Consider the following 26,972-nt stretch of genomic DNA (forward strand, 5'->3'; position numbering starts at 1 on the left):
TTGGACAAAGGCCTGCACCCGCTCGACGAGCGCTATGTCGACGAGTACGCGCTGCGCGACCAGGCGGGCGCCGGCGTGCAAGGCGTCCAGGTGACGCTGCGATGTCCGCTGTGCCTCGGGGTGCTGGTGCAGACGCATCGCCAACGGCGCGGGTTCGCCTATTTCAGGCACCTGTCCGACTCGGACTCCGCCCGCTGTCCGCTGGCGACCTCGAACTATCAGCCTGACGGCCTCGTCGTCAGCACCTTGTCGCGACCGCTGGTGGCGCAGGAGCAGCGTGCCCGCTTTCTGTTCAACTGGAAGCGGCACTTCCGGATTGCACGCGGCATGGTGCCGGTTTTGAGTCTCGAGCGCTTCACCGAATTGATCGAATACGCCGACGTCTTGAACCTGTGGTCCTATGCGCCGCTGGAGTTGAAGGACGTGCCCTATGTCCTGCTGGTGCTCGCCGGCTTTATCGCCGTGCGCAGCGGCGAGGAAGAGATGACGTGGGTGCGCTTCTGGTTCGACGGACGGGTGCGCGACGTCGGCGATCTGTGGCGTGCCGGCGCGCCGGCCGCGCAGTTGTTCCGGCTGATGTATCGGGACCCGCTTCATACGCCGTTTCCGACGGCCGCGGAGCTTCTGCACTGGGAGCGGGTGGTGCGGGTCGAGCGGGCGCAGGATATCGGCCGTGTGGCGATCAGCCGGGCTGAAATGCGGGCCTTCGATCGCTTCATGCAGCGCAATGCCGCAAAGCGGTTTGCGCATCGGGAAGACGGCGATGATCAATGAGCGCGAAGAGATAGCCGTTCGGCAGACGGCTGGACCGGGTGCCCGGCGCATGCGCGCGTGGACCTTGGTCGTCGCGGTTTGGATCGGCGCGGCGCTTCCTGCGTCGGCGCAACGGGTGGTAGGTCCACCGGAAGGCGCAGCAACAGCGGCGCCGTCGAAGCGGGTTTGTGTGGACGCCGAAGTGGACGGCGTGCGCGCGCTTTCATACGACTGCCTCAGCCAGCAGCTTGCACCGGCCAGCGTGGCAGGCGGCGCGTCCGCGGCCAATCCCGCGCAAGCGCTTGCCACCGGGCCCTCCAATCGCACGGGCACCTTCAACTACTCCGCCGAAAGCATCCGCTTCGGTTCGAACTGGGGCAAGTCGGTGACGCCGCAGCGTCCGCAACCGCCTCAAGCCGTGCCGCTGCCCCGATGAGCACGCGCGACAAACGCGGCGGGATCGGATCACGCGGCGGGCATGCGGGACGTACACGCTGCGCAGATGCGTCATTCGCAAGGACGTGGGACAACGCTATGAACGACAGGTCGCAATCTATTCGCAAGCCCCGCTGGGTCACGCTCGCGCTGGCGACGACGTGGGCCGCGGCGATCGCAGGCGGCGCGGCACTGCCGCCCGGCGCGCAGGCCCAGGAGTCGGCGCCGGCGCCGCTCGCGCAGGCCGCGCTGCCGAACTTCTCGAGCCTCGTCAAACGCTACGGCCCGGCTGTGGTCAACATTAGCGTGACGCGCGAGGTGACGCAGATGGGCGTGCAGTTGCCGCCCGGCATCGAACCGGGTAACCCGCTTGCGCCGTTTCTGGCGCGGCGCGTAATCGGCAATCGCGAAGAAATGAGCCTGGGGTCGGGCTTTATCGTGAGCAGCGACGGCTACATCCTGACCAACCGTCACGTGGTGGGCGATGCGACCGAAGTCGACGTGAAGCTCACCGACAAGCGCGAGTTCAAGGGCAAGGTGATCGGCAGCGACGCGCTCTCCGATGTCGCGCTCGTCAAGGTGGACGCCAAAGATCTGCCGGCGGTCGTGACCGGCAATCCGAACCGCACCGAGGTGGGCGACTGGGTGATGGCGATTGGTTCTCCTTATGGATTTGCCAATACCGTGACGGCCGGCATCGTCAGCGCCAAGTCCCGTTCGCTGCCCGGCGAGGCATATATCCCGTTCATCCAGACCGACGTTCCGATCAACCCCGGCAATTCCGGCGGCCCGCTGTTCGACCTCGATGGCCGTGTGATTGCGATCAATTCGATGATCTACACGAAAACGGGTGGCTACCAGGGTTTGTCGTTTGCGATTCCGATCGACGTGGCGCTCGACGTGAAGGACCAGTTGCAGAAGACCGGTCAGGTGAGCCGCGGACGGCTGGGTGTGGTGGTGCAGGAAGTCAGCCAGTCGCTCGCGCGCTCGTTTGGGCTGGCAAAGCCGGACGGGGCGCTGATCAGCACCGTGGAGCCGGGAGGGCCGGCCGCGCAGGCCGGCTTGCAACCGGGCGACGTCGTACTGGCAGTCAACGCCACACCGGTCAGCGACTCGGCCGATCTGCTGACGGCCGTCGCCAGGGTCCGGCCGGGCGGTCAGGTCGATCTGCTGGTCTGGCGTTCGAACACCGCGACGCATATGACGGTCACAGTGGGCGCGATGGATGCGAACGGCGCCGCACCCGCTGCGACGCAGACGCCTTCGCGGCTTGGCGTGACGGTGCGGCCGCTGACGCCGCAGGAGCAGCAAAAGGTCGGCGTCGATCACGGTCTGCTGGTGCAGCAGGTGACGGGCCGCGCGGCGAGCGTCGGACTCAAGCCGGGCGATATCGTCCTGTCGGTCAACGAAACGCCGGTCGCGACGATCGATCAGCTTGCCGAGGCGCTCAGGCTCGCGCGTGGGAATGCGGCGCTGCTGATCCAGCGCGGCACGAGCCGCCAGTACGTGCCTATCGACCTCGGCTAGTCACCGCGGTCGCGTGGAACCGTTAGCGGCGCGCAGCGAAACGCGAAGCCCGTGACTTGTGCGCGCCACGACGCACCTGGTTGAAATTGTCAGTACCTTTCGACATGCGGCTGAAACGCCCCGACCACACAATTCGCAAGCACCGACGCTCGCGCCTGCAGCGGCCTTTTGTTGTGTCGGGCCATCCGTGACCCGCATGCGGATGCATAACAAACATCCACGTCGAGGATGCCCATGTTTAGCATGCCAAGCTCGTCCGAACACGCGAGTCAATCGCCCGGGCGCGAGATCGTATTACCGCCGCTCGCGGCAAACTCTTCCACATGGACCAATGTCGCCGCGGCGATCCGGACGATTGTCGAAGACCCCACGCTCGAAATGTACTTCGACGAATACCCGGGGGAATTCGACGCGCTGTCGAAGCAGGTCGACCGGACCGTGGACGCCGCCTTCGAACAGCATGACGAACGCGCCCTTGCGGACGTGCATGCCATTCTGTTCGCACTATATGACCTGCACGTTGCGCCGGCCGCGAGCATGCGCACGCACAACCAGTTCAATCCCTATCTGACCCGTCTGCGCGGCAGCATCGAACGCCGCTGGCTCGGCTCGGCGGCATTGGGCGAGATCGCACCGGTCGAACTGCGCACTCCGCAGGAACTGATCGAGGCGATTTGTTCGACGTCGGCGCGGCATCGCGCTTCGAAGCATCCGCTGTTCGATTTTCTTGAGACGCAGGCCACCCAGACGCAACTCACGGAATTCTTCCGCAGCGATAGTGCGCTCAACATCCGCTTTTTCGATCTGATCGTGCTTGCCTTGCTGGGCTCCGACCCGGCCGTGCGCGGCGAGCTTTCGCAGAACTTCTGGGACGAAGCCGGCAAGGGCGATCCGGTGCGCAGTCACGTGACGCTATTCCGCAACCTGCTGCTCACCACCGGCATTGCGCCGGCCGAGGACGATCACGCGTCCTTGCTCAACTGGCAGGGGCTTGCCGGCTATAACCTGTTCATGATGACCGGCCTGAACCGCAGCCAGGGCTTCAAGTCGCTCGGCGTCATGGCGGTGACGGAACTGCTGGACCCGTCCCAGTATGAAAAGCTCACGCGCGGTTGCCGGCGCCTTGGCCTCGGTGGCGCCGGCGAGCTGGACTACTACGACGAACACGTCAGCATCGATGTGGTGCATGCCGAAGGTTGGCTGTCGAACGTGATCGTCCCGCTGGCCGGTAAATTTCCGCATCGCATGAACGACGTCTACGTGGGCGCCCAATGGCGTTTGAATACCTGCGCCCAGTACTACGACGACCTGCACGAGAGCTTGCTTAGACTCGCCTGACCGCACCTCAACCGCTTCCCGCTCGCCCACCAGGTCGGCGCTTCCCGCGCCCGCCCGGTGGGCTTTTTTTCATTCTCGCGCTCTGCAGTCCTGCGTAATGTTTCAGTAAGGTAATGTCAAAAATAATTCAACGAATTTTGTTGTCTGACCTATCGCCTAAATAGACCGGTCTGTATAGACTGTGTCGGTCTTGTAGCACCTTACTGAACATTACTTCATGTTTGCGTTCGTTTTGCATGCGGTAAGTGCAGGCGAGCTCACACCTTGACGGCGGTTAACCGTAGGTTGTCTTTGCAGGGGACCTGAATGGAAACGTCGGCGACACATAGCGCGCGTTCAATCACGACGCGCGACCTGAGCAAGAATCCGTCGAAGGCATTACGCGATGCAGGCGAGCAGCCGTTGATCGTGATGCGGCATCAGCGACCCATTGCCTGTCTCGTGTCTATCGAACAATGGGCCGAGTTGATGAGCCGGTTGAAAGACGTTGAGTTGAACACCAGCGTGGCGCAGATCGACATGCAGATTCGCAGCGTCGCGCTGGCTACGCCCATGCATTTTTCGTCGGCGCTGCCCGCGCTGGTCGTGGGTACCTCGAGCGGCAAATAGCCTGGCAGACAAGCGCCGTGGCCGGATGCGCACCGGCCGGCGGGACGGGGCAGTGACGCGTTGGATTCGGGTAGTACGACACCGTTCGGACGGCTTCGCGAGATTCTGTTGAGCAGCGTCTCGCAACATCGTCCGGCCCACAGCATGTAGCCGATTGATCGATGTCACTTACACAGAAACCTATTCAAGGCAAACGGCAAGCACTGGTTGCCAAAGCAACTGAGTTGTTCGCGCAGGAAGGCTACCACGCGGTCGGCATCGATCGGATTATCGCGGAGTCCGGCGTTGCGAAGATGACTTTGTATAACCACTTTGCTTCGAAATCCGAACTGGTGCTCGAAGTGCTGCGGCAACGCGAAGAGCAGGCGGCGGAGTCGTTGCGGGCGTTCATCGCGGGCTATACGGTGCCGCTCGAACGCATCAAGGCCGTGTTTCAGTGGCACGAAGCGTGGTTCAGCACGGAGACGTTCTGCGGCTGCATGTTCATCAACGCCGCCTCCGAATTTCCCGATCACGCTGACGCGATTCATCGCGCCGCCGCTGGGCAGAAGCAGCACGTGACGCAACTGATCGGCGAACTGCTCGAAGAGATGTTCGCGCCCGACGTGGCCGCGCGGCTCGCGGAGCAATTCCTGATTCTGATCGACGGGGCGACTGTTACGGCGCAGATTTCGGGTCAGCCGAAATCCGCCATGCTGGCGTGGGAGATCGCGCAGCAGTTGGTGGTGGCGGCAAAAGCGTAGCGGGTGTGAGGGGAATGAGCGATTCCCTCGGCGCACCGTAGATGGATTGTCACAGAATCGGTAAGGGTGCTTTGCGGACTCGTGCGATGACGGCGGGCAGCATACGGGGCACAATGACTCTCGTGGCGGATCTAGCTCCCGGCTGGGGCGAAGCCGGACTCCTCATCTGGCGATTCGTCACACTTCCCCCTTATTCCCTGGCTTTCCCGACGCGCTCAGCGCGATCCGGGTCGCACGCGCGGCTCGCCGCTCGAGCCACGCTACTGCATCACCCCTCTCCCAAGACGCGCGCCGCGCCCGCACTGCTTTGACGGCGCCGGGTCCGCACCGCTTTGACCGCTTGCGGTTTCGACTCGCGCGGCAGCGGTGCGCCCCGCATCTCAGTCATGCTTTGCAGCAGAATCACCGTGTGCTGCTTCACGATACGCATCAGTTTCGCCAGCCGCTCGGTGTCGATGGCGTCCCAGCCCAGCACCCCCAGCGACTTGCGGCAGTGAGTGTGGAACACGAGCAGCGGCCCGTTCAGCGTCAGCGTGCGAATCAGCGTCTCCTCGTCATCCGCCGGACGTCCGAGCAGCCGGCCCACGATCCCCGCGTTGACGGCGGTCATGCGGCGGCTAATGCGCTTCTCGATCATTTCGTACCCTGAGGTGGGCCCGAGCCCCGCTTGCTCGCGCGCCATGAACGGGCGCCAGTGGCTGGATTCGGAGGAGGTGAGCATGAACTCGGCGACGCGCGCCTGAATCGCGCAGAGGGCCTCGATCAGCGTGTTGTCGTCCGCCTGGCTCGCCAGCGCCGCCTCGGCGGCTTCGACCGGGCCCGCGAGCTGTTCCCAGACCCGCGACACGATGTGCTCCACGCAGGCCAGGTACACCCCTTCCTTGTTGTCGAAGTAGTAGCCGATGGCCGGTGCGTTGACGCCCGCACGCTCGGCGATGTCGCGCGTGGAGGCGCCGTCGAAGCCGTGTTCGCCAAACAGGTTGAGCGCCGCCGCGACGATGCGGGCGCGCGTTTCTTCGCCGCGCGGGTAGCCGCCGTCGACGGCATGGCGATGTCTCGGGGAAGGGGACATCCGTCTGTTTCCTTGAAGTTTTCGTAAGCCAGGCAAAAATATATCAATTGACAGAATTTTGCCAACTGGAATAATTATACCAATTGGAAAAAATTTGGAGTCGTCATGTCGGCCACCCTTCCCGTCAACGATGCCGGGGCTGCAACCCCTGCTCGCCGTTCTCCCGCGCGCCGGCTGCTCATGGCGGCCGGCGTGATTGCCCTCGTCGCAGCCGCCGCCTACGGCGTGCGCTGGTGGACTGTGGGCCGTTTCATACAAGGCACTGACGACGCCTATCTGCAAGCCGATAGTATGACTGTTGCGCCGAAAGTGTCGGGATATGTGGCGGAAGTGTTGGTGGGCGACAACCAGACGGTCGCCGTCGGACAGCCGCTCGTGCGGCTCGACAGCCGCCAATACACGGCTGCGCTGGAGCAGTCGAACGCAACGGTGGCGGCACGCCGCGCGGATATCCTGCGTGGCGAGGCCGAGCTGGCGCAGCAGCAGGCGAGCATCGGGCAGGCGCGCGCGCAGCTCGACGGCGCGGTGTCGAACGAGGCGCATGCGCTCGCCCAGGTCAAGCGCTACGAGCCGCTCGCGGTCACGGGAGCCGAGACCGACGAACGTGTCGCCGACCTGCGCAATACGGCGCGCCAGGCGAGCGCCACGCGCGCGGCGGATGCCGCGGCGCTGCAAGTCGCCGAGCGGCAGGTGGCGAACCTGCAGGCGCAGATCCAGCAAGCCCATGCGCAACTCGACGCATCGCTCGCCGCCGCGGACCAGTCGAAGCTCGACACGGACGACACGCTGGTGCGCAGTACGATTGCCGGACGCGTCGGCGACCGCACGGTGCGCGTCGGCCAGTACGTGCAGCCCGGCACGCGCCTGATGACCATCGTGCCGGTGCAGGACGTGTACCTCACGGCGAACTTCAAGGAAACGCAGATCGGCCTGATGCGGGTCGGCCAGCCGGCCACAATCCGCATCGACGCGTTGCCCGGCGCCGATCTGCACGGCACCGTGGACAGCTTCTCGCCCGGCACCGGCTCGCAGTTCGCGCTGCTGCCCGCGCAGAACGCCACCGGCAACTTCACCAAGATCGTGCAGCGCGTGCCGGTGAAGATCCGCATCGCGGCCGGTCCGGAAACGCGCAAGGTGTTGCTGCCGGGCCTCTCGGTGAACGTCGACGTGGACACCCGTAGCGCACGCGATACGGCACAACGCATCGAACGGGAAAACGGGCGTGGCTAATTCCAGCACCCCCGCCACTTCACCGGCCGCCGCATCCGGCACGCCGGGCGCAGCGAAGCCGGCGCAAGCCGCGCTACCGCCCAACGCCAGCGCCGGCGACTGGATCGCGGTGGCGGCGGGCGCGCTCGGCGCGCTGATGGCCACGCTCGACATCTCCATCACGAACTCGGCCCTGCCGCAGATACAGGGGCAAATCGGCGCGACGGGCACGGAAGGCACGTGGATCTCGACCGGCTACCTGATGTCCGAGATCGTGATGATCCCGCTTGCCGCATGGCTCACGCGCGTGTTCGGGCTGCGCAACTTCCTGCTCGGCAACGCCACGCTATTTACGCTGTTCTCCATCATGTGCGGCATCTCGCACAGCCTGCCGCAGATGATCGCGGGGCGCATCGGCCAGGGCTTTGTGGGCGGCGCGATGATTCCGACTGCGCAGACCATCGTGGCGACGCGCCTGCCGCGTCATCAGATGCCCATCGGCATGACCATGTTCGGCCTGATCGTCCTGCTCGGGCCGCTGCTGGGTCCGGTGGTGGGCGGCTGGCTCGCGGAGAATATCGACTGGAGCTGGTGTTTCTTCCTCAACATACCGGTGGGCGTGGCGCTGGTGATCCTGCTGTTTGTCGGGCTGAACAAGGGGCGCACCGACTGGTCGCAGTTCATCAAGGCCGACTGGCTCGGCATCGTCGGACTGGCCGCAGGGCTCAGTTCGTTGACCGTCGTGCTCGAGGAAGGGCAGCGCGAACGCTGGTTCGAATCGTCGATGATCACGTGGCTCAGCGTCCTCTCGGCGGCGGGCATCCTGCTGCTGGTGATCGCGCAGTTCGTGGCGAAAACGCCCATCGTGCGCCTGAAGCTCCTGAAGAACACCCGCTATGCCAGCGTCATCTTCATCGTCTTCACCGTCGGCGCAGGGCTCTATTGCGTTTCGTACCTGCTGCCGCAGTTTCTGAGTGGCGTGTCGGGCTACAACGCCGAGCAGTCCGGCGCGGTGATGCTGGTGTCCGGCGTGCCCGCGTTTCTGTTGATGCCGGTGCTGCCGCGCCTGATGGGCCGCGTGGATACGCGCCTGATGGTGATTGCCGGGCTGTGCTGCTTCGCCGCGAGCTGCATGCTCGACATTTCGCTCACCGCACAAAGCGTCGGCCATGATTTCACGTGGTCGCAACTGCTGCGCGGCGTGGGGCAGGTGCTGGCGATGATGCCGCTCAATCAGGCGTCGATGGCAGCCGTGCCGCGCGAAGAAGCGGGCGATGCCGCCGGTCTCTACAACATGGCGCGCAACCTGGGCGGGTCGGTCGGGCTCGCGCTGCTCGGTACTTTCATCGACCGCCGCAACACGTTTCATGAAGACGTGATCCGTGAGTCGGTGACGGCCAATTCATTGATCGGGCAGGAACACCTCACGGCGAGCGCGGCCAGTTTCTTCGCGCAGGGCGGCGACATGGCCTACGCCAAGCTTCAGGCAATCGGCCAGTTGAGCGCGACCATGCAGCTGCAAGCGCTGGTCATGACGTACTCCGAAACGTTCTACGTGCTTGGCGTCGCACTGCTGCTTTGCATTCCGCTTGCGTTCTTTCTTAAGAAGCCGGCTGTCGGCACGCCGTCGGCAGGACATTGAAAACACCATGAAGTCACTCAACACCGCTCTCTGTCTTGGCCTGCTTCCCGTGACGGCCGCGCTGATGCTGGCCGGTTGCACGGTGGGACCCGACTATCACGGCGCACCGCAAGCCGCCCCCTTGGCGGCGAAAGCCGGCGTGTTCAACCGCGCGCCGCCGGGCACGGTGTCGACGGCGCCGGTGGCCGCCGCATGGTGGCTGGCGCTGAACGACCCGCAGCTCAACGCGTTGATCGATACCGCGCTCAAGAACAGCCCCGACCTGCACGCCGCCGAGGCGCGCGTGCGAGAGGCACGCGCCGGGCTCACGGAGAAGCAGCGCGAGGAATTGCCCAAGAGTTCGGCGACCGCCGGATATCTGCGCACGCGTTCTCCAGATCTGACGTCGCTCGAAGGCGGCTCGAGTTCGTCCTCGAGCGGCGGCGGACCGATTGGCTTTTACCTCGCGGGCTTCGATGCGACCTGGGAAATCGACATCTTCGGCGGCACGCGGCGTGCGATCGAGGCGGCGTCGGCCGAGGCGGATGCCTCGCAAGCCGATCTCGCCGATGCGCATGTGCAGCTCGCCGCCGAGGTCGCCCAGGCGTATGTGGGCTTGCGCGACCAGCAGCAGCGCGTGACGATCGGCCATGAATCCGCGGACCTGGAATCGCGCATCCTCACGCTGACCGAGCAGCGCCGCGCGCGCGGGGTCGCTTCCGATCTCGACGTCGAACGCATCCGCTCGCAGGTCGAGAACACCCAGGCGAGCATCATTCCGCTCGACGCCCAGGTGGCCGAGTCGCTCGATGAACTCGCCGTGCTGACCGGCCGCGAGCCCGGCGCGCTGGATAGCGAACTGGCCGCGCCCAAGGCACTTCCCACCTTGCCGGCCACGGTGGCCGTGGGCGACCCTGCGCGCCTGTTGCGCCAGCGTCCCGACATTCGCGCGGCGGAGCGGCGCCTCGCGTCGCAGAATGCGCAGATTGGCGAGCATGTCGCCGACTGGTTTCCGAAGGTCACGCTGTTTGGCGACCTGAGCTTTAGCGCGTCCGATCCGGGGCATCTGCTGCGCAAGAGCAACTACACCTGGCTCGGCGCGCCGTACCTGCAATGGAATATTCTCGATTTCGGCCGCAACCAGGCGAGTGTCAATCAGGCCAAGGCCGGCCGCGACGAGGCCGAGGCGAAGTATGAGAGCACGGTGCTGGGCGCGCTGAAAGACGCGGACGTGGCGCTGTCACGTTACGGACACGAGCGCCAGAACGACGTGAGTCTGCGCGAGGTGGAGAGCTCCGCCACGCACGCCGCGGTGCTGACGGAACAGCGTTATCGCGCGGGCACGACCACCGCGCTCGACTGGCTCGATACGGAGCGAACCCGCTATTCGGCGGAACAGAACCGCATCCAGAGCGACGCGCAATTGATCAACGATTACGTCGCGCTGCAAAAGAGTCTCGGGCTGGGGTGGGAGACGCCTGAATAAAAGCTTGCGCTGCTGCGTGGGGCGGGTGCGCGTCGTCAACCGTACGGCGTTGGCGTTGGCGTCGATGGCACGCCCTGCAGCAAACGTGGAACTCCGTTAGTCTTCTGGTTCGCCCACATTATTTGCCCACCTGGCGGCAATGGAGACTTTATGGCACTCGCGTTACACGATATTCCCCTGAAAGCGATCGACGGTCAGGACAGCAGCCTCGCGCACTATCGCGGCAAGGTTCTGCTGGTGGTCAACGTGGCGTCCAAATGCGGCCTCACGCCGCAATACAACGCACTGGAGAGCCTGTACCAGACGAAGCGCGCCGACGGCCTCGAAGTGCTGGGCTTTCCCGCCAACAACTTCAAAGGCCAGGAGCCCGGCAGCGACGCGGAGATCGCTTCGTTCTGCTCCACCGAGTACGACGTGCACTTTCCGCTGTTTTCGAAGATTTCCGTGCTTGGCGAAGACCAGCATCCGCTGTACGCGGCGCTGACGGAAAAGCAGCCGGTCGCGACCGGTGACGGCCCGTTCCGCGAACGCCTGAAGGGCTATGGCGTGAATCCCGAGAATCAGGCAGACGTGCTGTGGAACTTCGAAAAGTTTCTGATCAGCCGCGACGGCGAAGTGGTGGGGCGCTTTGCGCCGGACGTCACGGCGGACGATCCGCGTCTGGTTGCCGCTATCGATGCGGAATTGGCCAGGCAGTAAGTCTTGTTAGGCGGCTAGTGGGAATCTGCTGGCCGCCAAATGCTTTATTGAAAGCCCTGCGTTCCGCGGCTTGCTGCTGCCAGCCTAACGCCTGCCGTCCTCTTCAATTCAAATTCAACTGACCGCGTAACGCTCGAGCCAATGCGCATACGGCGGCGGGTTCAGGCGCCCTCGCCGCAGCGGAAGTGTTCGATGCTTTGTCCGGCTGCTACGGCGCGCTGCAGCCACTCCGGCAGATCGCCGCGGCCGTTCCAGGTGTTGCCCCATGCATCCCGGTAAGACACGGCCTGCTGTTTCTTGAGGTCGGAATCGAGCGACTGCTCGAGCGCCGCGTGCGTAATGCCGAATTCTTCCATGCGATGGCGAATCCAGCGGATCAGACGTTCGCGCGCTTCTCCGTCAAGGCGTTCAATCGTCGTAGACATGGTTTCTGACAAGCCAAAAACAAAAGCAGACGGACGACGCGCTCAGTTGGTCCGCTTGAGCTGCGGCGAGATCTTGCCGACCGCCGAGTCGAAGAAATCCTGAGCCTCGGCGAGTTCGTCCAACGCCTGTTCAAGCTGGCGAAGGGCCAGCGAATGCTCGATATGCCGGCTGTGCGGCACGTCCTCGCCTCTGACCACGCGAAAGGCGATATCTACTTGCCTGGTTGCACGAACGAATCGTTCGGCAGCGTTGGCTTCACGCGAGTGTGCATGGGTCGACATGGTGAACCTCCACGCTTTAAGCGAAAGATGGTGGATTGCAGGGGTACCGGGATAGTGTGGCAGTCCCAGGCAAATTCAGATGATGTCGATTACACCACTTTAGTTGGCGATACGCCAGGAGAAATACCTGAGAACAGCGACCGATTTCCGTAGCTTGCCAGGAACTGCGGCGAAGCGCCAGGGCGTGTTGCGAAATATCACTTTAGGGCTGTTAACTGGGGCCGATTGGTGTTAACTTGTCAGGCTCGGTTCGCGCGAATGCGTTGCAGCATCGGTCAAGCGTGCGTGGATCTGCGTTCCGGGCGCGCCTCGGTTATCCTTTCATCCTTCAAGCACGTGCGCATACCTTGAGGCGAGCCAGGATGGAACCGTACGACGACGAACTCAGGCAGTTTGCAGCACACGGCGCGGCACCTCTGCCGCCGGCGAGCCGTGAGGGCCATGTCGAGCATGACGGCGCCCGGATCTGGTACGCCACGTATGGCGCGGGCACGCCGGTGATTCTGCTGCACGGCGGCCTCGGCCATAGCGGTAACTGGGGGTATCAGGTGCCTGCGCTGATCGGCGCAGGGCATCGTGCCGTCGTGATCGACAGTCGCGGACACGGCCGCAGTACGCGCGATGCGCGTACCTATTCCTATGAATTGATGGCGTCGGACGTGCTTGCCGTCATGGATGTCCTGCAACTCGGGAAAGCCGCCCTGGTGGGCTGGAGCGACGGTGCCTGCATAGCCTTGATTTTGGGCGCGCAAGCGCCTGAGCGTGTTGCCGGGGTATTGTTCTTTGGCTGCAACATGGACCCGAGCGGCACGAAGTCATTCGTCGCCACACCGGTGATCGAACGGTGTTTCGGCCGTCACGCCACGGACTATGCGCAACTGTCGGCCACACCGGACCAGTTCGACGCATTTGTCGGCGCAGTCAGTGAAATGATGAAGACGCAACCGAATTACACCGCCAACGATCTCGCGAGGATTCGCGTGCCGGTCACGGTCGTGCAGAGCGAGCACGATGAATTCATCAAACCGGAGCACGCGGAATATCTTGCCCGCAGCATTCCCGGTGCGGAGTTGATCACGATGCCTGGCGTGAGCCATTTCGCTCCGCTACAGAGGCCCGAACAGTTCAACGACGTGATGGCCGGTTTCCTTGCCGGGGTTCTGGATTGACCATGAAAAACGCTGCGATCTCATCGACGAAGGAAACCGCAGTCCAGAGCTTCTGGCGCGATGAAGCGCTGCCGTTTATCGAAGCGCGCTCGGTCGAGGATGGCCGCGAGGTGTGCTACGGCAAGCACGCTCACGAAGCGTTTTCAATCGGTGCGGTCACCGGTGGCCGCAGTACGTACGTGAACGGCAAGGTGCTGGAACGCGCCGGGCCGGGTTCGGTGGTGGTCATCAACCCGGACGTGGTGCATGCCTGCAATCCGGACGACGATCAGCCCTGGTCATACCGCATGCTGTATGTAGACGTGGAATGGCTGGGCAATCTGCAGCACGAATTGGGTGTCAGTCAGGACCCGGGTTTCCGCCCGTTCTCAACCACCCTGACGACGCAAGTGGGTCTGTACGACGGCTTGAACCGTTTGCATGCCGCGCTCACGGACGAGTACGCCGACACGCTGCAAAAGCACAGCGCCGCCGTTGAGTTCTTTTCCGGCATGTGTCGCACACTGAGTCCTGCGCCGGTTCCGGTGGCGGGAGGCGACAACCTCAAGCTCGCGCGCGCTGCACAATACATCAGGGAGCATTGCGTGCGCTCGTTGCGGCTGGAGGAGATCTGCGCCGCGGCGGATCTCTCGGCGTCCTATCTGTTTCGCGCCTTCAAGGATCGCTACGGCATGACGCCCCATGCTTACCTGGTGAACTGCCGCATCGAATATAGCCGCTCGCAGCTCAAACGCGGACGCGCGATTGCCGAGGTGGCCGCGGAAGCAGGCTTTGCCGATCAGGCCCATCTGCAACGGGCCTTCAGGAAATTCGTAGCGGCTACGCCGGGGCAATATCGCCGCTGAGCGTAACGCGCGAAGCGCGAAACACGATATCGCCGGTCTTCAGGCTTCGAGCAGATAAACGGCGCTGGCGACCAGCAGCAGCGCCATCAGGCGATTGAACAGCCGGACCCGGGCGGCGTCGCGCAGATGCTGACGCAGAAACGACCCGGCGAAGGCCCAGCACGCAATGGATCCATAACAGATCAGGAAGTAGAGCGCGGCGAACTGCCAGACCACGCTCCGGTCGCCGTTTGCGGCATAGGCCCCCATGCCTGCAACGGACGCTAACCATGCCTTTGGGTTGAGCCATTGCATCGCGGCGCCGGATAGTGCGGACGGTCCCCGGCCTGCTTGAGCGCGATCGGCGCCCAGCCGTCCATCGTCGACGGCGAGCTTATAGGCCATGAAGAACAGAAACGCCACGCCGGCCCATTGAATCACCGTGGTGAGCCACGGCCACTGATTGAGCACTTCACGCAGGCCCAAACCGATTAGCAGGAGCAGCAACGTAAAGCCGACCGTCGCACCGGTTACGTGCCGCATGCTGGCGCCCAGTCCGTATTGCGCGCTGCTACTGAGGGCGACGAGATTGACCGGCCCGGGAGAAATGGACGAAGCCAGCGCAAACGCCGCCATGGAAAGAAAAATACTCATTGCCTGCCTTTGATCGATTGGTTCGGAAGTGGTGAGGTCCGAAGGTATCGGGCGAGGGCGTGATGCGTATTGAAGAAAACTACCCTTTGGCGGTTTTTCAGACCGGAGCGGCGCCAAACGTCGGCTCGGACCCGATGCTAAGATGGCCGGCAGAAGTCAGATCGCGCCCGCCAACCCGCAACGCAAGGATGAGACGACATGGCCGCAGGAGACCGCATCAGGAACGGCACGGGCGCTGCGGGCATCGAGCGCATGGAGGCGAGTTTCCATGGCCGGCCGTTTGCCCCGCATCGTCACGACACGTATGCCATCGGCGTGACGCGAGCGGGGGTGCAGAGCTTCAATTTCAGGGGACAGCGCTGGCACTGCCTGCCGGGCCAGTGCCATATCCTTCATCCCGACGAGACGCACGACGGCAGCGCGGGCACCGAGGAAGGCTTCAGCTACCGGATGGTGTATATGGATCCGGCGCTCGTGCAGGAGGCGCTAGGCGGAAAGCCGCTGCCGTTCGTCGCCAATCCGGTGGTGGAGGCAACCCGTCTTGCGGCGTTGGGGGTGACCGAGGTCTGGGATATCGACGAAGACATCGACGAACTCGCGCGCGTCGACCTCGTGGCGGCCATCGCCAACCTGCTCGTTCATGCCGCGAGCGGGCCGCAGACGAAAGCCGCGCCGCTTGCGCTCGATCGTCTGGCGCAAGTCCGCGACCGGCTGGCAAGCGCGCCGGTCGTGCGTCATCCCATGGACGAACTCGAACAACTGGCCGGTCTCGACCGTTGGGCACTAGCGCGGCAGTTTCGCGCCGCCTTTGGGACCAGTCCGAGCCGCTTTCGCACCCATCGGCAACTGGATCTGCTGCGTCGTTCGGTGACGAGCGGCGCGAGCTTGATGGACGCCGCGCTCGAAGCCGGCTTCGCCGATCAGAGCCACATGTCGCGGCAATTCAAACGTGCCTATGGGCTGACGCCCGCAAGATGGGCAGCGGCGCTTCAATAGCGCCTCGGCCCTCACGCGCCGGATTCGGTTCGCGCCTCGAGCGCGTGGATGACCGCCGCCATGTCTTCCTGGCCGTGCCCTAGCGCGAGGGTCTCGCCGAATAGCGCGTAGCAGACGTCGAGCAGTGGCGACGCCACCTTGGCTTCTCTGGCCGCCTCCGCGATCAGCCGATTGTTTTTTAGCACGTCGGTGATGGCGGCCTGAACCTCGAAGTCGCGCGTCACGAGTTTGAGGATCTTGACGCGTGAGATGCCGCTTGCCATCTGCCCCGCATCGACCACGGCGCGGAATTGCTGCATGTCCAGTCCATGCTGTTCGGCAAAATGCGCCGCTTCCGCAAGACCGGTGACCGTGGTGATGAGGAACAGGTTGACCGCGAGTTTCATCAGGAGTCCGCTCGGAACCGGGCCGCAGACGATTGTTTGATGGCACATGGGCTGCAGTAGCGGACGGACGCTTTCGACCGCTTCGCTCTCGCCCGCGAGCATCGCGACCAGTTGCCCGGCCTCCGCGGGTTTGCGCGAGCCGGAGACGGGCGCTTCCACGTAACTGCCGCCGGCGGCGCGAATCTCCGCTTCGAGTCCGCGCGAGTATTCGGGCGAGGTCGTCCCCATATGGACAATGGTGTGCTGCTCGACGTTCGTTCGGAACTGCGGCGTGCCGCGGCCTAGCACGGTGTCGATTGCGTGGTCGTCGGCCAGCATCAGGATGACGACACGCGCTTGCCGGAAGATGTCTTCAGGATTGCTTGCGATATGAGCGCCGGCCGCGCGCAACGGTTCGCTTCTTTCGCCGGAGCGGTTCCATACGATGAGCTGTGTGCCCGCGCGGGCCAGATTGAGCGCCATGGGCTGTCCCATGACACCCAGGCCGATGAAACCGATGTCCATATGTGCCTCCATCCCATGCTGTGGCCTCGTGCGCGACGCGGCGAGTGCGTTGCTTTTGCCGTTCGTATCGTACGAGTGCCTGGCTTCGTACTTCATACGCACGGCATCCGCTCAGGATGGTAGGCCCGGGTGGCGTGTATCGTCTTGAACGATTGTGCAGCGCACGCGCCGCGTTCGCGGCGACGCCAAGACCTCTGAGGGACCGCTTTACGGCCGCTTTAAGGCCGCTTCGCGGCCTGCTGAAATGCAGGACGGGTGCAGCAGCGGTCGAGCCAGTTCGAGACGTTGGGCCGCTTCTCTCGCTCGAAACGCCGCACAACACTGATCACGCTTGCAACGTTGAGATCGGCCGCGGAGAACGCGGTTCCGACCAGCCATTCCGATCTGGCCAGCGCCCGTTCCAGGTGGTCTAGCGGACCCTGCATCTGCGCTGCGGCCGAGGCCGCGAGCGCGGCGTCGCGCGCCGCTTCCGGGAGCCAGTAGGTATGCGACGCCCACTGCGTATAAGCGGTTTCGAGGGAGGTGGCGACCCACAGTGTCCATTGCAGGGTCAACGCCTGATCTTTCGCGTTGCCGGGCCACAGCATGCCGGACTTTTGCGCGAGATAGAGGTTGATGGCTAGCGATTCCGCAAGGACGAAGCCGTCGTCGGAGATGGAGGGGATCGTACCGGCCGGATTCACCAGTCGATATGCGGCGTTTTGCCGACAGTCCCGCCAGTCGAGCGGCTCGTGGTCGAATTCGAGGCCGAGCTCGGTTGCCATCCAGAGAACACGTAAAGCGCGCGAGCGGCTGGTGCCGTAAATGATCAAGGACATGAATCGTCAGATGCCGAATGAATGGGTTCGAATGGGCTTCTACGAGTATGGCATTGCGCGATCTTTGGCTGCAACTGTGAGCGATGGGTCAAGCCGTGCTCCGTCCTGGCGTCTCGTGCTTCGGCGCGCGGTTCACCCGGTCCCCATAAGGGTTTTCTCGATGCAATGCGTGGCCGGAGCCAATCCCGGAAGGCGCTCTGCGGTTGGAAAATCCATGCCGCGCAGATCGCCGATAAGAAAAAGAGATGGCAATTGCGACTGGTTTGATAGGCGGCCCTGGGGGCTTCGGGCCTAGAATCAAAAACTGCTCAAAGCGTTTGGGCAGGTGGCGTCATCGCAATCAAGGGCCTCGAAGAGCTCACGATGGAGCCGCCCCAAAGGAGACAAAGAATGCTGAAGTGGTTCACCGAATTATCCGCGCCCGAGAAGCGCACCTTCTGGGCATGCTTCAGCGGGTGGGGCCTCGACGCCATGGACACCCAGATGTATGCCCTCGCCATTCCAACCCTCATTGCGCTATGGGGCATGACGCGAGGACAGGCAGGGCTGCTGGGCACGACGGTGCTGATCATGGCGGCACTCGGAGGCTGGGGTGCCGGCATTCTCTCCGACCGTTATGGACGCGTGCGGATCCTGCAACTCACCATCTTGTGGTTTTCCGCCTTCACCCTGCTGTCCGCCTTCACGAATTCGTTCTGGCAACTGATGGTGACGCGCAGTTTGCAAGGCATCGGTTTTGGTGGCGAATGGGCCGTCGGCGCGGTGCTGATCAGCGAGACCATCAACCGCGAAGTGCGCGGACGGGTGGTGGGTGCGCTGCAAGCGGGCTGGGCACTCGGCTATGGCGTCGCGGTGCTGCTGTCCACAATCATGTTCGACTATCTGCCGCCCGCTATCGCATGGCGCGTTCTGTTTGGCCTCGGCATTTTCCCCGCTGTGCTGGTGCTGTGGATCCGGCGCAATATCCAGGAAGCGCCTGTTTATGCAAAGACCCGCGCGCAGCACAAAGGCAAAACGAGCGTATGGGATGTGTTTTCCGCGCCGCTACGTGGCACGACGCTCAAGGCGATCCTCCTCACGTTCGGCATCTATGGCGGCAACTATGTGATGATCACGTGGCTGCCGGCGTACCTGAAACTGGCCTTGCATCTGTCGATCAACAGCATCGGCGGCTACCTTGCGTTGAATATCCTCGGCTCCTTCGCCGGTGCGTTTCTGAACGGCTGGATGGCCGATCGCCTGGGACGCCGCTACACGTTCATCACGATCGCCTGCTGCCAGGCGGTGGCGGTAGCGATCTACACGTTTGCACCGATCAGCCTGACTGTGACGCTGTTCTTCGGCTTCCTGCTAGGCACCTTGCAATCGGGGACGGCGGCCGGCACGGGGGCTTATATTGCGGAGCTGTTTCCGACCAGCATCCGCGGCTCGGCACAGGGCCTGTGCGGCAACGCCGGCCGTGCACTCGGCGCGGTGATGCCGACGCTGGTCGGCGTGCTGAGTGCAAAGGTGCCGCTGGGTGCCGCGATGGGATTGTGCGCGGCGCTGTCGTACTTTCTGGTCGTGGCGGCCGCATGGATGCTGCCGGAGACGCGTGGTCGCGATCTGGCCGACGTGGCCGATCCCACGGAGCATACGGCGCACGCCTCGCGACCGGGCGAGGCGCACTCCTGAGGGTGTCCTCGCCGGTGGCGCTGGGTGACGGTTAGCCGTTGGCTTCCGTTTGCGCGGCGGACACGATCGTAATCGAAAACCCGTCCCAGCCTTTTGCGCCGACCGTCTGCACCGCGGTGCTGTCGGCGCCCGGCGTTGCGGCGAGCATCTTGAAGAACGAGCGGATACCCACGATATCCGGCTCCTGATTGGCCGGGTCGCCGAGCCTGCCGCTGCGAACCACGTTGTCCGCTACGATGACCGTGCCCGGTCGCGATAGTTGTAGCGTGAGCCGCAGGTAGTCGGGATAGCTGCTCTTGTCCGCATCGATAAAGATGAAGTCGAACGGCGGCGTCTTGCTGCGGATCAGTTCTTCGAGGCTCTCGGCTGCGAGGCCCGTGAGCACCGAGACCTTGCCGGACAAACCCGCTGCGGCGAGGTTCGCTCTCGCGACATCGGCGTAGTCCGGATTGGCTTCCAGCGAAACCATCGCGCCATCCGCAGGAAGCGCTCGCGCGAGCCAGATGGCGCTGTATCCGCCGAGCGTGCCGATCTCGAGAATCCTGCGCGCCCCGTGTATCTTCGCAAGCAAGTGGAGAAACTTGCCTTGATTCGGCGCGACGCTGATGGCGCGAAGGCCGGCCTTCGCGCTGGCGTCAAGCGCGGCTTCGAGTGCCGCGTCGGATTTGACGAGCTCGCGAGAAAAGTAGTCGTCTACGGTGTTCCAGAGTTCGGTCGCCATGAGGTTCTCCGTGCCTGGGAAATGGGGCGATGCGGGGGTGTACGGGCTGCCATACGCTTGCCAGTGTAAGGCGTTTTCGCATCCCCGGCACGGTGCCCATCTCTCCCCCGCTTACCAATGCGGAGCCGCATCCCTGAGCCGGTTAGCCCGATGCTGCCGCATGATCAGCAGCATCACGACGATCACGAACGAACTGAATATCACAATGATCGTGGTGATGGACACATGAAACCAGACCAGGACGGTGTACAGGCACAGGGTCACGAGGATGGACAGATTTTCGTTGAAGTTCTGAACGGCAATCGAATGTCCCGCGGAGAGCAGGACATGGCCGCGATGCTGGAGCACGGCATTCATCGGGACAACGAAGAACCCGGACAAGGCGCCGATGCAGGCCAAAAACACGCATGCAATCGCAATGTAGGCGGGGGCATGGTAAGGGCCGATGCGAACAACCCACGTGGCCGGCACCAGATCGTGCGAGAAGAACGCCATCATGAGGATCGAGCCGCCAATGGCCAGTCCCACAGGCAGCGTATTCAAGGCGCGCCGCAGCGGAATCTTCGCTGCGGCGACGACCGCGCCCACCGCCACGCCGATCGCGACGAACGCCTGCAATATCGAGGCTTGCGACAACGACAGTCCCAGCGAATGTTGAGCCCATTGCAGCACGATGAATTGCAGGGTCTGGGCCGCGCCCCACAGGAGCGTCGTGACGGCGAGAGAAATTTGCCCGATACGGTCGGTCCACAACACCGTAAAGCAGTTGGCAAAATCCTGCGCGAGGCGAATGGGGCCGTGCTGCTGTGGCGGATAGCGAACGCCCGTGTCCGGAATCCGCAGGTTAAAGACGGCTGCCACCAGGTAGATGACGGTGATGATCAGGATGGCCGCTCTGGGGGCGTGGCCCGTGAACGGCATCGGGTGGTGAATCATGTGTTGAACGATATGCGGACTGATCAGGATGCCGCCGCATACCGTGCCGAGGACGATCGACAGCACCGTGGTGCCTTCCATCCAGCCGTTGGCGGCGACCAGCCGGTCCGGCGGCAGGAGCTCGGTGAGGATGCCGTATTTCGCAGGCGAGTAGGCCGCCGCTCCCAGTCCGACGATACCGTATGAAATCAGCGGCGGAACGCCGGCCAGCATGGCGACGCAACCCACTACCTTGACCAGGTTTGTGCCGAACATGACGCGTCCCTTGGGGAACGCATCCGCGAAGGCCCCGACGAACGCTGCCAACGCCACATAGGACAGCACGAAGAACAGCTTGAGAACAGGCGTCATCCAGGGCGGCGCATGTTGCTCGGTGAGCAGGGCGATGGCGGCGATAAGCAGCGCGTTGTCGGCAAGCGAAGAGAAGAACTGCGCGGCAATAATCGTGTAGAAGCCTCGTTTCATGCGCGTCCGGCGTCAAATAAGCCTGGCATGCAGAAAGAGTGCGTTGCTTCGGAAGGGGCGGTTTTCATGGCCGTTATTTCTCTCGTGGATTCCGCCTGCCATAGTCGCCGACGCGGTAAAGCACAGCCACTGCCGCGGTAGCCATGACCGCGGACGTAATGTCTTTCCAGTAGGGGATGTCGATGCCCGGTTGTAAAACCTGGACAAACAACGTTGCCAGAAGCGCTGCAACAAAAATCCGGGCATCGCGCATTGGTGCACTCCCATCGGATATCAGTGCCGTTGGGCATGATACCGCATGCAATCCGGATGATTGTCGATGTCAGCCACGCGCGCCGGTTGCCGCCGCCAGGCCGAAGAGGCTCGCGGCTCGTCTGCGGCGCGCGTTAGCGAAGCCCGCAAGGCCTGCTAACGCGCGGCAAAAAGCGAAGGATTTCGCTTAGTTCGAAACGTACGCCACGTAAGGGCCGGTGCCGCCTCCTGTCGAAGTGGCGCCCGTGAAGCCGTAGTACACATGCCGGCCATAGAAGAACGGCAGACCGAAGTCCAGCGTGCCGCTCGAGTACGCGCCCAGGTCGTTGAACGCGTTGTTCCCCGATGCGCTCAGCGTGAAGCCGTTCGCAATGTTGAAGCCGACCGTCGCCGTGCCCGAGTTGCCCGTGAACAGCGTGGCGGTACGGCCCACCGTCGCGGTCGGGATATACAGCGAGCTGTTGCTGCTGCTGGCGTGCGGGATCGTCAGGTCCCCGAAGAACAGCGCGCTCGATCCGGAGTCCAGGAACGCGCCGTTAAACAGCGTGGCCCCGTTGAAGCTGGCCGTGAAGTTGCCGCCGGAGACGGTGGGGATCAGCGTTGCGCCGGTGCCGTTCAGGCCGTTGTTGCTCTGCGTGTCGATGCCGAACACCAGGGTGCCGGTTGCGGTAGTGCTGCCGCTGTCTGCAACTTGCGCCATTTCCAGAATCACGCCGTTGTTGTCTTGCGCGAACATCGTGGCCGGATTGGTGACCTGTTGAGAGAGGGTCGCCGTCGTGACATTGCCGGCGTTCGTGTAATAGAACTGGTCTTGCGGTGTGTTGACGCAGCCCGACCCGCAGTCCTGTTTGTTCACACCGATCCCGATGATGCCGTTCGCGCCGAGCGCGGTAGGCGCGCTCAGGTAGGTACCCGTGACGCAGGCGCTCGGCACGCTTGCCGTCAGCGCCGAGTCGGCCATGACGTGAATCGGTACGCTACCGGCAATCTCGGTTCCGAGCTTGACGTCGGCGGTGTGCACCGTACCCCACCCGTAGGCGCTGACGAAATCCGCGCATTCGGCGAGCGGCAAGCCGGAGCCTGTGTCGTTGACCGCGCCCAACGCGGCGAAAGTGGCGCTCGGAATGACCGAGCGGAACAGGCGCAGCCCATACGAGCCTGTGTCGACCAGCACGTTCGGAATGGTCGTGCAGGTGGCACCCGTCGCGTTCGTACCCGGCGCGCAGAGGGTGACGCTGACCATCGGCTGATTCTGGATACCGGTGGCCGACACCGTGACCGGAATCGCATTGGTCGAGTTGACGGCGGCCGGCACAGCCGAGGCGTCCACCGCGAGCGTGTTGCTCGACGATACGCTTGGGCTGTTGACCGGCGTGTTCGTGCCGTTCGACGTATTGGTCGCCGTGGGTGCCGGCGTGTCGCTGCCCCCGCCGCCGCCGCATCCGGCCAGACCCAGCCCGAGCGTCGCGACGATGATCCATGCAAGTTGGCGCATGTTGTTTCCTCGATTTTTTATTGGCGATTTATTTGATGTCGTCGGCGCTCACGCCCTGCGGCAACGCTTGCGGCAGATAGGCGCGTCCGTAGAAGGCGCCCATGTGGCCCCCGGTTTCGACGACGAGGGCCGACTGATGCACGGCAGCCGGTCCATGGCCGCCGCCGTTCGCGGTGTGCACCGCGGCGAGGCCTTGCACGTAGGACGGGAAATAGCTGCCCAGTAGCGTTTGCAGCGGAGCGATCGTCGGGCCGCGCCAACTGAGTCCGAAGACCGTGTTGCTGGCGCTCACGTACTCGCTGACCACGGTGCCCGAGGAGAGCGTGGTCTCGTTCACGGTATAGCTCGCCGCATTGCTGGTCGACGCCTGAGCGAGGCTCGCGGTGCGGGTGGCGCCGGTGCTTGCAGCGTAGGTCGGGGCGCTGCCGAGTGCGGCGTAGGCGGGCGTGAGCGCGGCCAGGTCCGCGGCAAGCGCGGCAAAGACCGCCAGCGTACGAAGTTGGGTTATTGTCATTTTGATCATCGGTGTTTTGAAAGCAGGTCTGCGATGTCGCGACACGCTGCTTGCGGTCGCTGGGAGCCGATCATACCGACGCGTCCGCCAATTGAACTGACGAATAGCGGTGTGGATTGGGTGTTGTTGGCGCAATAGAAAACAAGGCGAAAGTGCCGTCCAGCCCCGTCGCCGACCGCTGCCTATCGCGCGCCCGGCTCAAGCCCCATACCGGACGGCCGGTGTGTCCGCGAGTCCGGGCGTGGCGGACAACGGCTAAACCTTGGCGCATCCATTCGACGCTTCAGTCCGTACGTGACGAGGTAAAGGCCAGGAGTCACTCGGGCGGCGCTTGCAGCAGCGTGCAATGCGCGTACGCTATGCACAGCATGACGGGATAGACCTCATGATCACGAACCCGATTGTTCAACCCAAGGTAGCGATCGTAGCGAGCCTTCTGATCGGCGCGCTAACGCTCGCGGCGTTCTTGCTGCGGCCCGACACGGGCCGGCAGCCGGCGGAGCAATCCGGCTTCGGGCATCGTGACGCCTCGTCAGCCGCCGGCCCGGAGGGTCCGCGCTCCACCGCACTCGCGTCGGGCAAGGTGGCCGCACAGAGCCAGTCGGATGCCGACGTCGCGGTGGTTCTCGACGCGGTCCGCACCAGCCTGAAACGCGACGATCTTGCGTCCGCCCGAGTCCTGCTGGGCGCCGAGCAGGCGCTTTACGCAAACGATCCACGGGTCATCGCACTGCAGCGGGAACTGCAGGCGCGGGAAGAGGCGGGTGGTCATGGGATGGCCGTCGAACCTACGGTAGCGGGATCGGCGCCGCCGCCTGCGTCGTCGCGCTCGAGCCGGTATGTGGCGCGATACGCGGCCCGAGCCGAGCATGCTCACGGTGCTTCACCGCGGAGTCGCGAACGCGCTGGCAGTCCTGTGGAATATGCAGGAAGCGGGCACGTCCTGCCAACCGAGGCGGTATCGGATCCGGGTATGAGGCGGTCCGCGCCGAGCGTTGTCCCAGCTAACCCCGAGACGGATTCCACCGCACTGCGGGTGGTCCCTTCCGCGGTCGCAACCTCTTCGTCTTCTTCGTCTTCGTCTTCGTCTTCGCAATCAGGCGCGCTCCCGCCGCCGCTGACGCAGGCATCGCAGAACAACCCGAGCGCGCAGACCGTGCAGAGCGCGCAGGGTGCGCAACCAGACTCGACCACGACCACGCCAGCGCCGCCGGGCGCATCCACTCAAGCGCCGAAAACCCGTGCCCAGGTGCGCATGGAAGTGGAGCAGGCCCGCGCGGACGGCGCTCTGCCGCGTTTCGGCAACCCCGATCCCGCCGGACCGGGCGGCGCGCCGAGCCGCATCTCGCATGCCGTGGTGCTCGACTGGTAGCGTGTCGATTGAACGGCCTCAACCGAACCGGTAACCCGAGCCTCTCACCGTCTGAATCACCGGGCGCACGCCCAGCGCCGCCACCTTCTTGCGCAGGCGTCCCACATGTACGTCGACGAGGTTGGTGCTGGGATCGAAGCGGATACCCCACACGGCCTCGAGAAGCATGCTGCGCGTCAGCACCTGACCCGCGTGTCGCATCATGAATTCGAGCAGACGAAACTCGGTGGGCTGCAAACGCTCGGCGCTGTGCTGGTGCGCCATCCTGCGTTTGATCAGGTCCAGTTCCAGCTCGTCGATGCGCAAGACCGTCTTGGGACTGGGGAGGCCTGGCCGTCTGCGCAGCAGCACTTCCATTCTGAGCAGCATTTCTTCCGATGAAAACGGCAGGCAAAGATAATCGTCCGCTCCGGCGCGCAGTCCCTCGACGCGCTGCGCGGCGTCGGCGGTCGCGCTCAGCATCATGATGGGCGTTTCCAGGCCGATACCGCGCAAGGTCGTCACGACGGCGAGGCCATCGAGATCGGGCAGGATGCGATCGAGAACGACTGCGTCGTAGGGTCGCGCCATCGCGCGGCTCATACCGATGCGGCCCGACAGGGTCACGTCGACGCTAAAACCGCTTTCCTCCAGCGTAGGGACGAAGTCGCGCGTGACGTGTTCGCCACCCTCGATAGTCAAGACGTTCCGCATGAGCTGCTCTCCGTTGATAAGCACGGGTCTTCTTCGTAGGCGCTAACACGAGCACCGTCCGCTTTATTCCCATTTCCCCGCGGTTTTGCGCGCGAGCGGAATTTTTGTGGCGCAGCACCTGAATTTTCGTTTTGCCGGGAATAAAAGCCGGGCAAGCCGGGTTCTCCCACATGTAGGCCGACTCACATTCACAGGAGTTCATCATGAAGAAGATCGTATTTGCCGCGCTGTCTGTCGCCGTACTCGCATCGTCAAGCGCTTTCGCCGAAGGGAAGACACGCGCACAGGTGTATCAGGAACTGATCGAGGCCCAGCAAAACGGCCTTAACTTTGTAACCGATTCCTCGTATCCGGATGTAAATCCGATCTACGCGCAACAGGTGGCCCATATGAAACAACAGGCTCTGGCTTCCTCGGCAAACGCGAGCAAGATTGTTGGCGTCAATGTATCTGATAGTAGTGCAAACTAAATTGGCAAAGGTTCGCTGCTGGTCCTTCGCCCGTTCATCCGTCATCCGTTTAGGTTCGGTCTTGATCAATCAAGGAGATTGACATCATGAAAACGCTCATCTGTCTTAGCCTCGCCGTCAGTGCGCTCGCTAGCCCGGCGCTTAGCTTCGCGCAATCCACCAACGCTCCGGTCACGCGCGCCCAGGTGTATACCGACCTCGTGCGCCTCGAGCAAGCCGGTTATAACCCGTCGACCTCCGGCGACGCCAACTATCCCGCCGACATTCAAGCGGCCGAAGCGAAAGTCGCCGCGCAGGATAACGAAGGTCTCGCGAACAATGCCAACGCTGCCGCCGAAGCGACCGGCATGGGCGCGGGTCTTTCGGGATCCAGCGAAAGCGGCACGCATGCGCCGGTCAGGGGCACCGTGAACAACCCGGCATGCGTCGGTCCGGTCAGCTTTTGCTCGCTCTACTCCGGCAGCTAGGATCGCGATGACGGGCGAATTCGAATCTCCGCAAGTGGGCAGGCTCAAGTCGATGCATGACTGATTGTCGGGTTTGCCGCACTTGCGCGATTTATTCGTCGAGCTTCTTATTTCAGATGTGAGGTTCTGTTCGGATGCCAACCGCGGAGGCGTTACCCATGAAACCGATGCTCGGCTTGCTCGCGTTGTTTGTCGCAGCGTCCATCGTCACGGTGTTTGCCGGTTCCTACGGCGACGGTGTGGTGCGTGCGGCCGGCTATGTGGCGACGCTTGCATTGGGTGGCGTGATCGCGCTGCTGGTGCAAAGCTGGAAGAGCCGCCGCCCAGGCACTCGCCCGCCGCGTTAGCGTCCTGCACGCGTAA

General features: G+C 63.6%; 30 protein-coding genes. 18 read left to right on the forward strand and 12 right to left on the reverse strand.

The window, feature by feature from the left end:
• From BUS12_RS04495 to BUS12_RS04520, 6 genes are all read left to right on the forward strand, one after another.
• Nucleotides 1–774 (forward strand): hypothetical protein, encoded by a 774-nt coding sequence (locus BUS12_RS04495; protein ID WP_143788256.1) that lies wholly within the window; start codon nt 1–3, stop codon nt 772–774.
• Nucleotides 764–1,189 (forward strand): hypothetical protein, encoded by a 426-nt coding sequence (locus BUS12_RS04500; RefSeq protein ID WP_253190004.1) that lies wholly within the window; start codon nt 764–766, stop codon nt 1,187–1,189. The genes BUS12_RS04495 and BUS12_RS04500 overlap by 11 nt, the downstream gene beginning before the upstream one ends.
• 98 nt (nt 1,190–1,287) lie before the next feature.
• Entirely contained in the window at nt 1,288–2,715 is a 1,428-nt protein-coding gene (locus BUS12_RS04505) for a Do family serine endopeptidase (RefSeq protein ID WP_074294432.1), read from the forward strand.
• A gap of 234 nt (nt 2,716–2,949) precedes the next feature.
• Nucleotides 2,950–4,053 (forward strand): iron-containing redox enzyme family protein, encoded by a 1,104-nt coding sequence (locus BUS12_RS04510; protein WP_074294433.1) that lies wholly within the window; start codon nt 2,950–2,952, stop codon nt 4,051–4,053.
• Between the two features lie 306 nt (nt 4,054–4,359).
• A complete protein-coding gene (locus tag BUS12_RS04515; RefSeq protein WP_074294434.1) occupies nt 4,360–4,662 on the forward strand; it encodes a type II toxin-antitoxin system Phd/YefM family antitoxin in 303 nt (100 codons plus the stop codon).
• Between the two features lie 161 nt (nt 4,663–4,823).
• Nucleotides 4,824–5,405, forward strand: a complete 582-nt coding sequence (locus tag BUS12_RS04520) for a TetR/AcrR family transcriptional regulator (RefSeq protein ID WP_074294435.1) — start codon at nt 4,824–4,826, stop codon at nt 5,403–5,405.
• A gap of 268 nt (nt 5,406–5,673) precedes the next feature.
• Here the strand turns inward: BUS12_RS04520 and BUS12_RS04525 are convergent, their stop codons facing one another.
• Nucleotides 5,674–6,477, reverse strand: a complete 804-nt coding sequence (locus BUS12_RS04525) for a CerR family C-terminal domain-containing protein (RefSeq protein WP_074294436.1) — start codon at nt 6,475–6,477, stop codon at nt 5,674–5,676.
• Nucleotides 6,478–6,582: 105 nt separating this feature from the next.
• On the opposite strand from BUS12_RS04525, the gene BUS12_RS04530 reads away from it, so the two are divergent.
• The 4 genes from BUS12_RS04530 (at nt 6,583) to BUS12_RS04545 (ending at nt 11,492) form a co-directional block, all read left to right on the forward strand.
• A complete protein-coding gene (locus BUS12_RS04530) occupies nt 6,583–7,707 on the forward strand; it encodes an HlyD family secretion protein (protein ID WP_074294437.1) in 1,125 nt (374 codons plus the stop codon).
• 109 nt (nt 7,708–7,816) lie between these two features.
• Entirely contained in the window at nt 7,817–9,328 is a 1,512-nt protein-coding gene (locus tag BUS12_RS04535) for an MDR family MFS transporter (protein ID WP_253190113.1), read from the forward strand.
• Nucleotides 9,329–9,335: 7 nt separating this feature from the next.
• Entirely contained in the window at nt 9,336–10,793 is a 1,458-nt protein-coding gene (locus BUS12_RS04540) for an efflux transporter outer membrane subunit (RefSeq protein ID WP_074294438.1), read from the forward strand.
• Between the two features lie 150 nt (nt 10,794–10,943).
• Nucleotides 10,944–11,492, forward strand: a complete 549-nt coding sequence (locus BUS12_RS04545; protein ID WP_074294439.1) for a glutathione peroxidase — start codon at nt 10,944–10,946, stop codon at nt 11,490–11,492.
• A 161-nt stretch (nt 11,493–11,653) separates the two neighbouring features.
• On the opposite strand, the gene BUS12_RS04550 is transcribed toward BUS12_RS04545, so the two are convergent.
• Together BUS12_RS04550 and BUS12_RS04555 are read right to left on the reverse strand one after the other, a co-directional pair.
• Nucleotides 11,654–11,917, reverse strand: a complete 264-nt coding sequence (locus tag BUS12_RS04550; RefSeq protein WP_074294440.1) for an H-NS family nucleoid-associated regulatory protein — start codon at nt 11,915–11,917, stop codon at nt 11,654–11,656.
• 42 nt (nt 11,918–11,959) lie between these two features.
• The gene (locus tag BUS12_RS04555; RefSeq protein ID WP_074294441.1) at nt 11,960–12,199 is read right to left on the reverse strand and encodes a hypothetical protein; all 240 of its coding nucleotides are present in this window, start codon (nt 12,197–12,199) and stop codon (nt 11,960–11,962) included.
• Between the two features lie 362 nt (nt 12,200–12,561).
• Here BUS12_RS04555 and BUS12_RS04560 point away from each other — a divergent pair, with 362 nt between their 5' ends.
• Together BUS12_RS04560 and BUS12_RS04565 are read left to right on the forward strand one after the other, a co-directional pair.
• On the forward strand, nt 12,562–13,368 hold the full coding sequence (locus BUS12_RS04560; RefSeq protein ID WP_074294442.1) for an alpha/beta fold hydrolase: 807 nt from the start codon (nt 12,562–12,564) through the stop codon (nt 13,366–13,368).
• A 2-nt stretch (nt 13,369–13,370) separates the two neighbouring features.
• Nucleotides 13,371–14,213 carry an AraC family transcriptional regulator gene (locus tag BUS12_RS04565; RefSeq protein ID WP_074294443.1) on the forward strand — a complete coding sequence of 281 codons (843 nt, stop codon included), beginning with the start codon at nt 13,371–13,373 and terminating at the stop codon, nt 14,211–14,213.
• A 39-nt stretch (nt 14,214–14,252) separates the two neighbouring features.
• Here BUS12_RS04565 and BUS12_RS04570 read toward each other — a convergent pair whose 3' ends face one another.
• Complete coding sequence (locus tag BUS12_RS04570) at nt 14,253–14,846, reverse strand: LysE family translocator (protein ID WP_074294444.1); 594 nt, start codon at nt 14,844–14,846, stop codon at nt 14,253–14,255.
• A gap of 198 nt (nt 14,847–15,044) precedes the next feature.
• Between BUS12_RS04570 and BUS12_RS04575 the strand changes: the two genes are divergently transcribed.
• Nucleotides 15,045–15,842 carry an AraC family transcriptional regulator gene (locus BUS12_RS04575; RefSeq protein WP_074294445.1) on the forward strand — a complete coding sequence of 266 codons (798 nt, stop codon included), beginning with the start codon at nt 15,045–15,047 and terminating at the stop codon, nt 15,840–15,842.
• A gap of 11 nt (nt 15,843–15,853) precedes the next feature.
• Here the strand turns inward: BUS12_RS04575 and BUS12_RS04580 are convergent, their stop codons facing one another.
• Both BUS12_RS04580 and BUS12_RS04585 read right to left on the reverse strand, forming a co-directional pair.
• Nucleotides 15,854–16,744 carry an NAD(P)-dependent oxidoreductase gene (locus BUS12_RS04580; protein ID WP_171991653.1) on the reverse strand — a complete coding sequence of 297 codons (891 nt, stop codon included), beginning with the start codon at nt 16,742–16,744 and terminating at the stop codon, nt 15,854–15,856.
• A gap of 206 nt (nt 16,745–16,950) precedes the next feature.
• Nucleotides 16,951–17,550 carry a glutathione S-transferase family protein gene (locus tag BUS12_RS04585; RefSeq protein WP_074294447.1) on the reverse strand — a complete coding sequence of 200 codons (600 nt, stop codon included), beginning with the start codon at nt 17,548–17,550 and terminating at the stop codon, nt 16,951–16,953.
• Nucleotides 17,551–17,940: 390 nt separating this feature from the next.
• Here BUS12_RS04585 and BUS12_RS04590 point away from each other — a divergent pair, with 390 nt between their 5' ends.
• Nucleotides 17,941–19,224 (forward strand): MFS transporter, encoded by a 1,284-nt coding sequence (locus BUS12_RS04590; protein WP_074294448.1) that lies wholly within the window; start codon nt 17,941–17,943, stop codon nt 19,222–19,224.
• 31 nt (nt 19,225–19,255) lie between these two features.
• On the opposite strand, the gene BUS12_RS04595 is transcribed toward BUS12_RS04590, so the two are convergent.
• From BUS12_RS04595 to BUS12_RS04615, 5 genes are all read right to left on the reverse strand, one after another.
• Nucleotides 19,256–19,945, reverse strand: a complete 690-nt coding sequence (locus tag BUS12_RS04595) for an O-methyltransferase (protein ID WP_074294449.1) — start codon at nt 19,943–19,945, stop codon at nt 19,256–19,258.
• 111 nt (nt 19,946–20,056) lie between these two features.
• On the reverse strand, nt 20,057–21,346 hold the full coding sequence (gene lplT / locus BUS12_RS04600) for a lysophospholipid transporter LplT (RefSeq protein WP_074294450.1): 1,290 nt from the start codon (nt 21,344–21,346) through the stop codon (nt 20,057–20,059).
• 73 nt (nt 21,347–21,419) lie between these two features.
• On the reverse strand, nt 21,420–21,599 hold the full coding sequence (locus tag BUS12_RS04605) for a hypothetical protein (RefSeq protein ID WP_074294451.1): 180 nt from the start codon (nt 21,597–21,599) through the stop codon (nt 21,420–21,422).
• Nucleotides 21,600–21,785: 186 nt separating this feature from the next.
• Entirely contained in the window at nt 21,786–23,093 is a 1,308-nt protein-coding gene (locus BUS12_RS04610; RefSeq protein WP_074294452.1) for a DUF3443 family protein, read from the reverse strand.
• Nucleotides 23,094–23,121: 28 nt separating this feature from the next.
• Nucleotides 23,122–23,607, reverse strand: coding sequence for a DUF2844 domain-containing protein (locus tag BUS12_RS04615; protein WP_074297087.1), 486 nt, complete (start codon nt 23,605–23,607; stop codon nt 23,122–23,124).
• Nucleotides 23,608–23,992: 385 nt separating this feature from the next.
• Here BUS12_RS04615 and BUS12_RS04620 point away from each other — a divergent pair, with 385 nt between their 5' ends.
• Complete coding sequence (locus BUS12_RS04620) at nt 23,993–24,979, forward strand: hypothetical protein (protein ID WP_074294453.1); 987 nt, start codon at nt 23,993–23,995, stop codon at nt 24,977–24,979.
• 18 nt (nt 24,980–24,997) lie between these two features.
• On the opposite strand, the gene BUS12_RS04625 is transcribed toward BUS12_RS04620, so the two are convergent.
• Nucleotides 24,998–25,672 carry a response regulator transcription factor gene (locus BUS12_RS04625; protein WP_074294454.1) on the reverse strand — a complete coding sequence of 225 codons (675 nt, stop codon included), beginning with the start codon at nt 25,670–25,672 and terminating at the stop codon, nt 24,998–25,000.
• A 203-nt stretch (nt 25,673–25,875) separates the two neighbouring features.
• On the opposite strand from BUS12_RS04625, the gene BUS12_RS04630 reads away from it, so the two are divergent.
• The 3 genes from BUS12_RS04630 to BUS12_RS04640 all read left to right on the forward strand — a co-directional run bounded on the left by BUS12_RS04630 (nt 25,876) and on the right by BUS12_RS04640 (nt 26,956).
• Complete coding sequence (locus BUS12_RS04630; protein WP_074294455.1) at nt 25,876–26,142, forward strand: DUF4148 domain-containing protein; 267 nt, start codon at nt 25,876–25,878, stop codon at nt 26,140–26,142.
• A gap of 83 nt (nt 26,143–26,225) precedes the next feature.
• Nucleotides 26,226–26,609: a DUF4148 domain-containing protein gene (locus BUS12_RS04635; protein ID WP_074294456.1), complete on the forward strand. Its 384-nt coding sequence runs from the start codon at nt 26,226–26,228 to the stop codon at nt 26,607–26,609.
• 158 nt (nt 26,610–26,767) lie between these two features.
• The gene (locus BUS12_RS04640) at nt 26,768–26,956 is read left to right on the forward strand and encodes a hypothetical protein (protein ID WP_074294457.1); all 189 of its coding nucleotides are present in this window, start codon (nt 26,768–26,770) and stop codon (nt 26,954–26,956) included.
• Nucleotides 26,957–26,972: the final 16 nt, after the last annotated feature.

The organism is Paraburkholderia phenazinium, assembly GCF_900142845.1.
Classification (GTDB): domain Bacteria; phylum Pseudomonadota; class Gammaproteobacteria; order Burkholderiales; family Burkholderiaceae; genus Paraburkholderia; species Paraburkholderia phenazinium_A.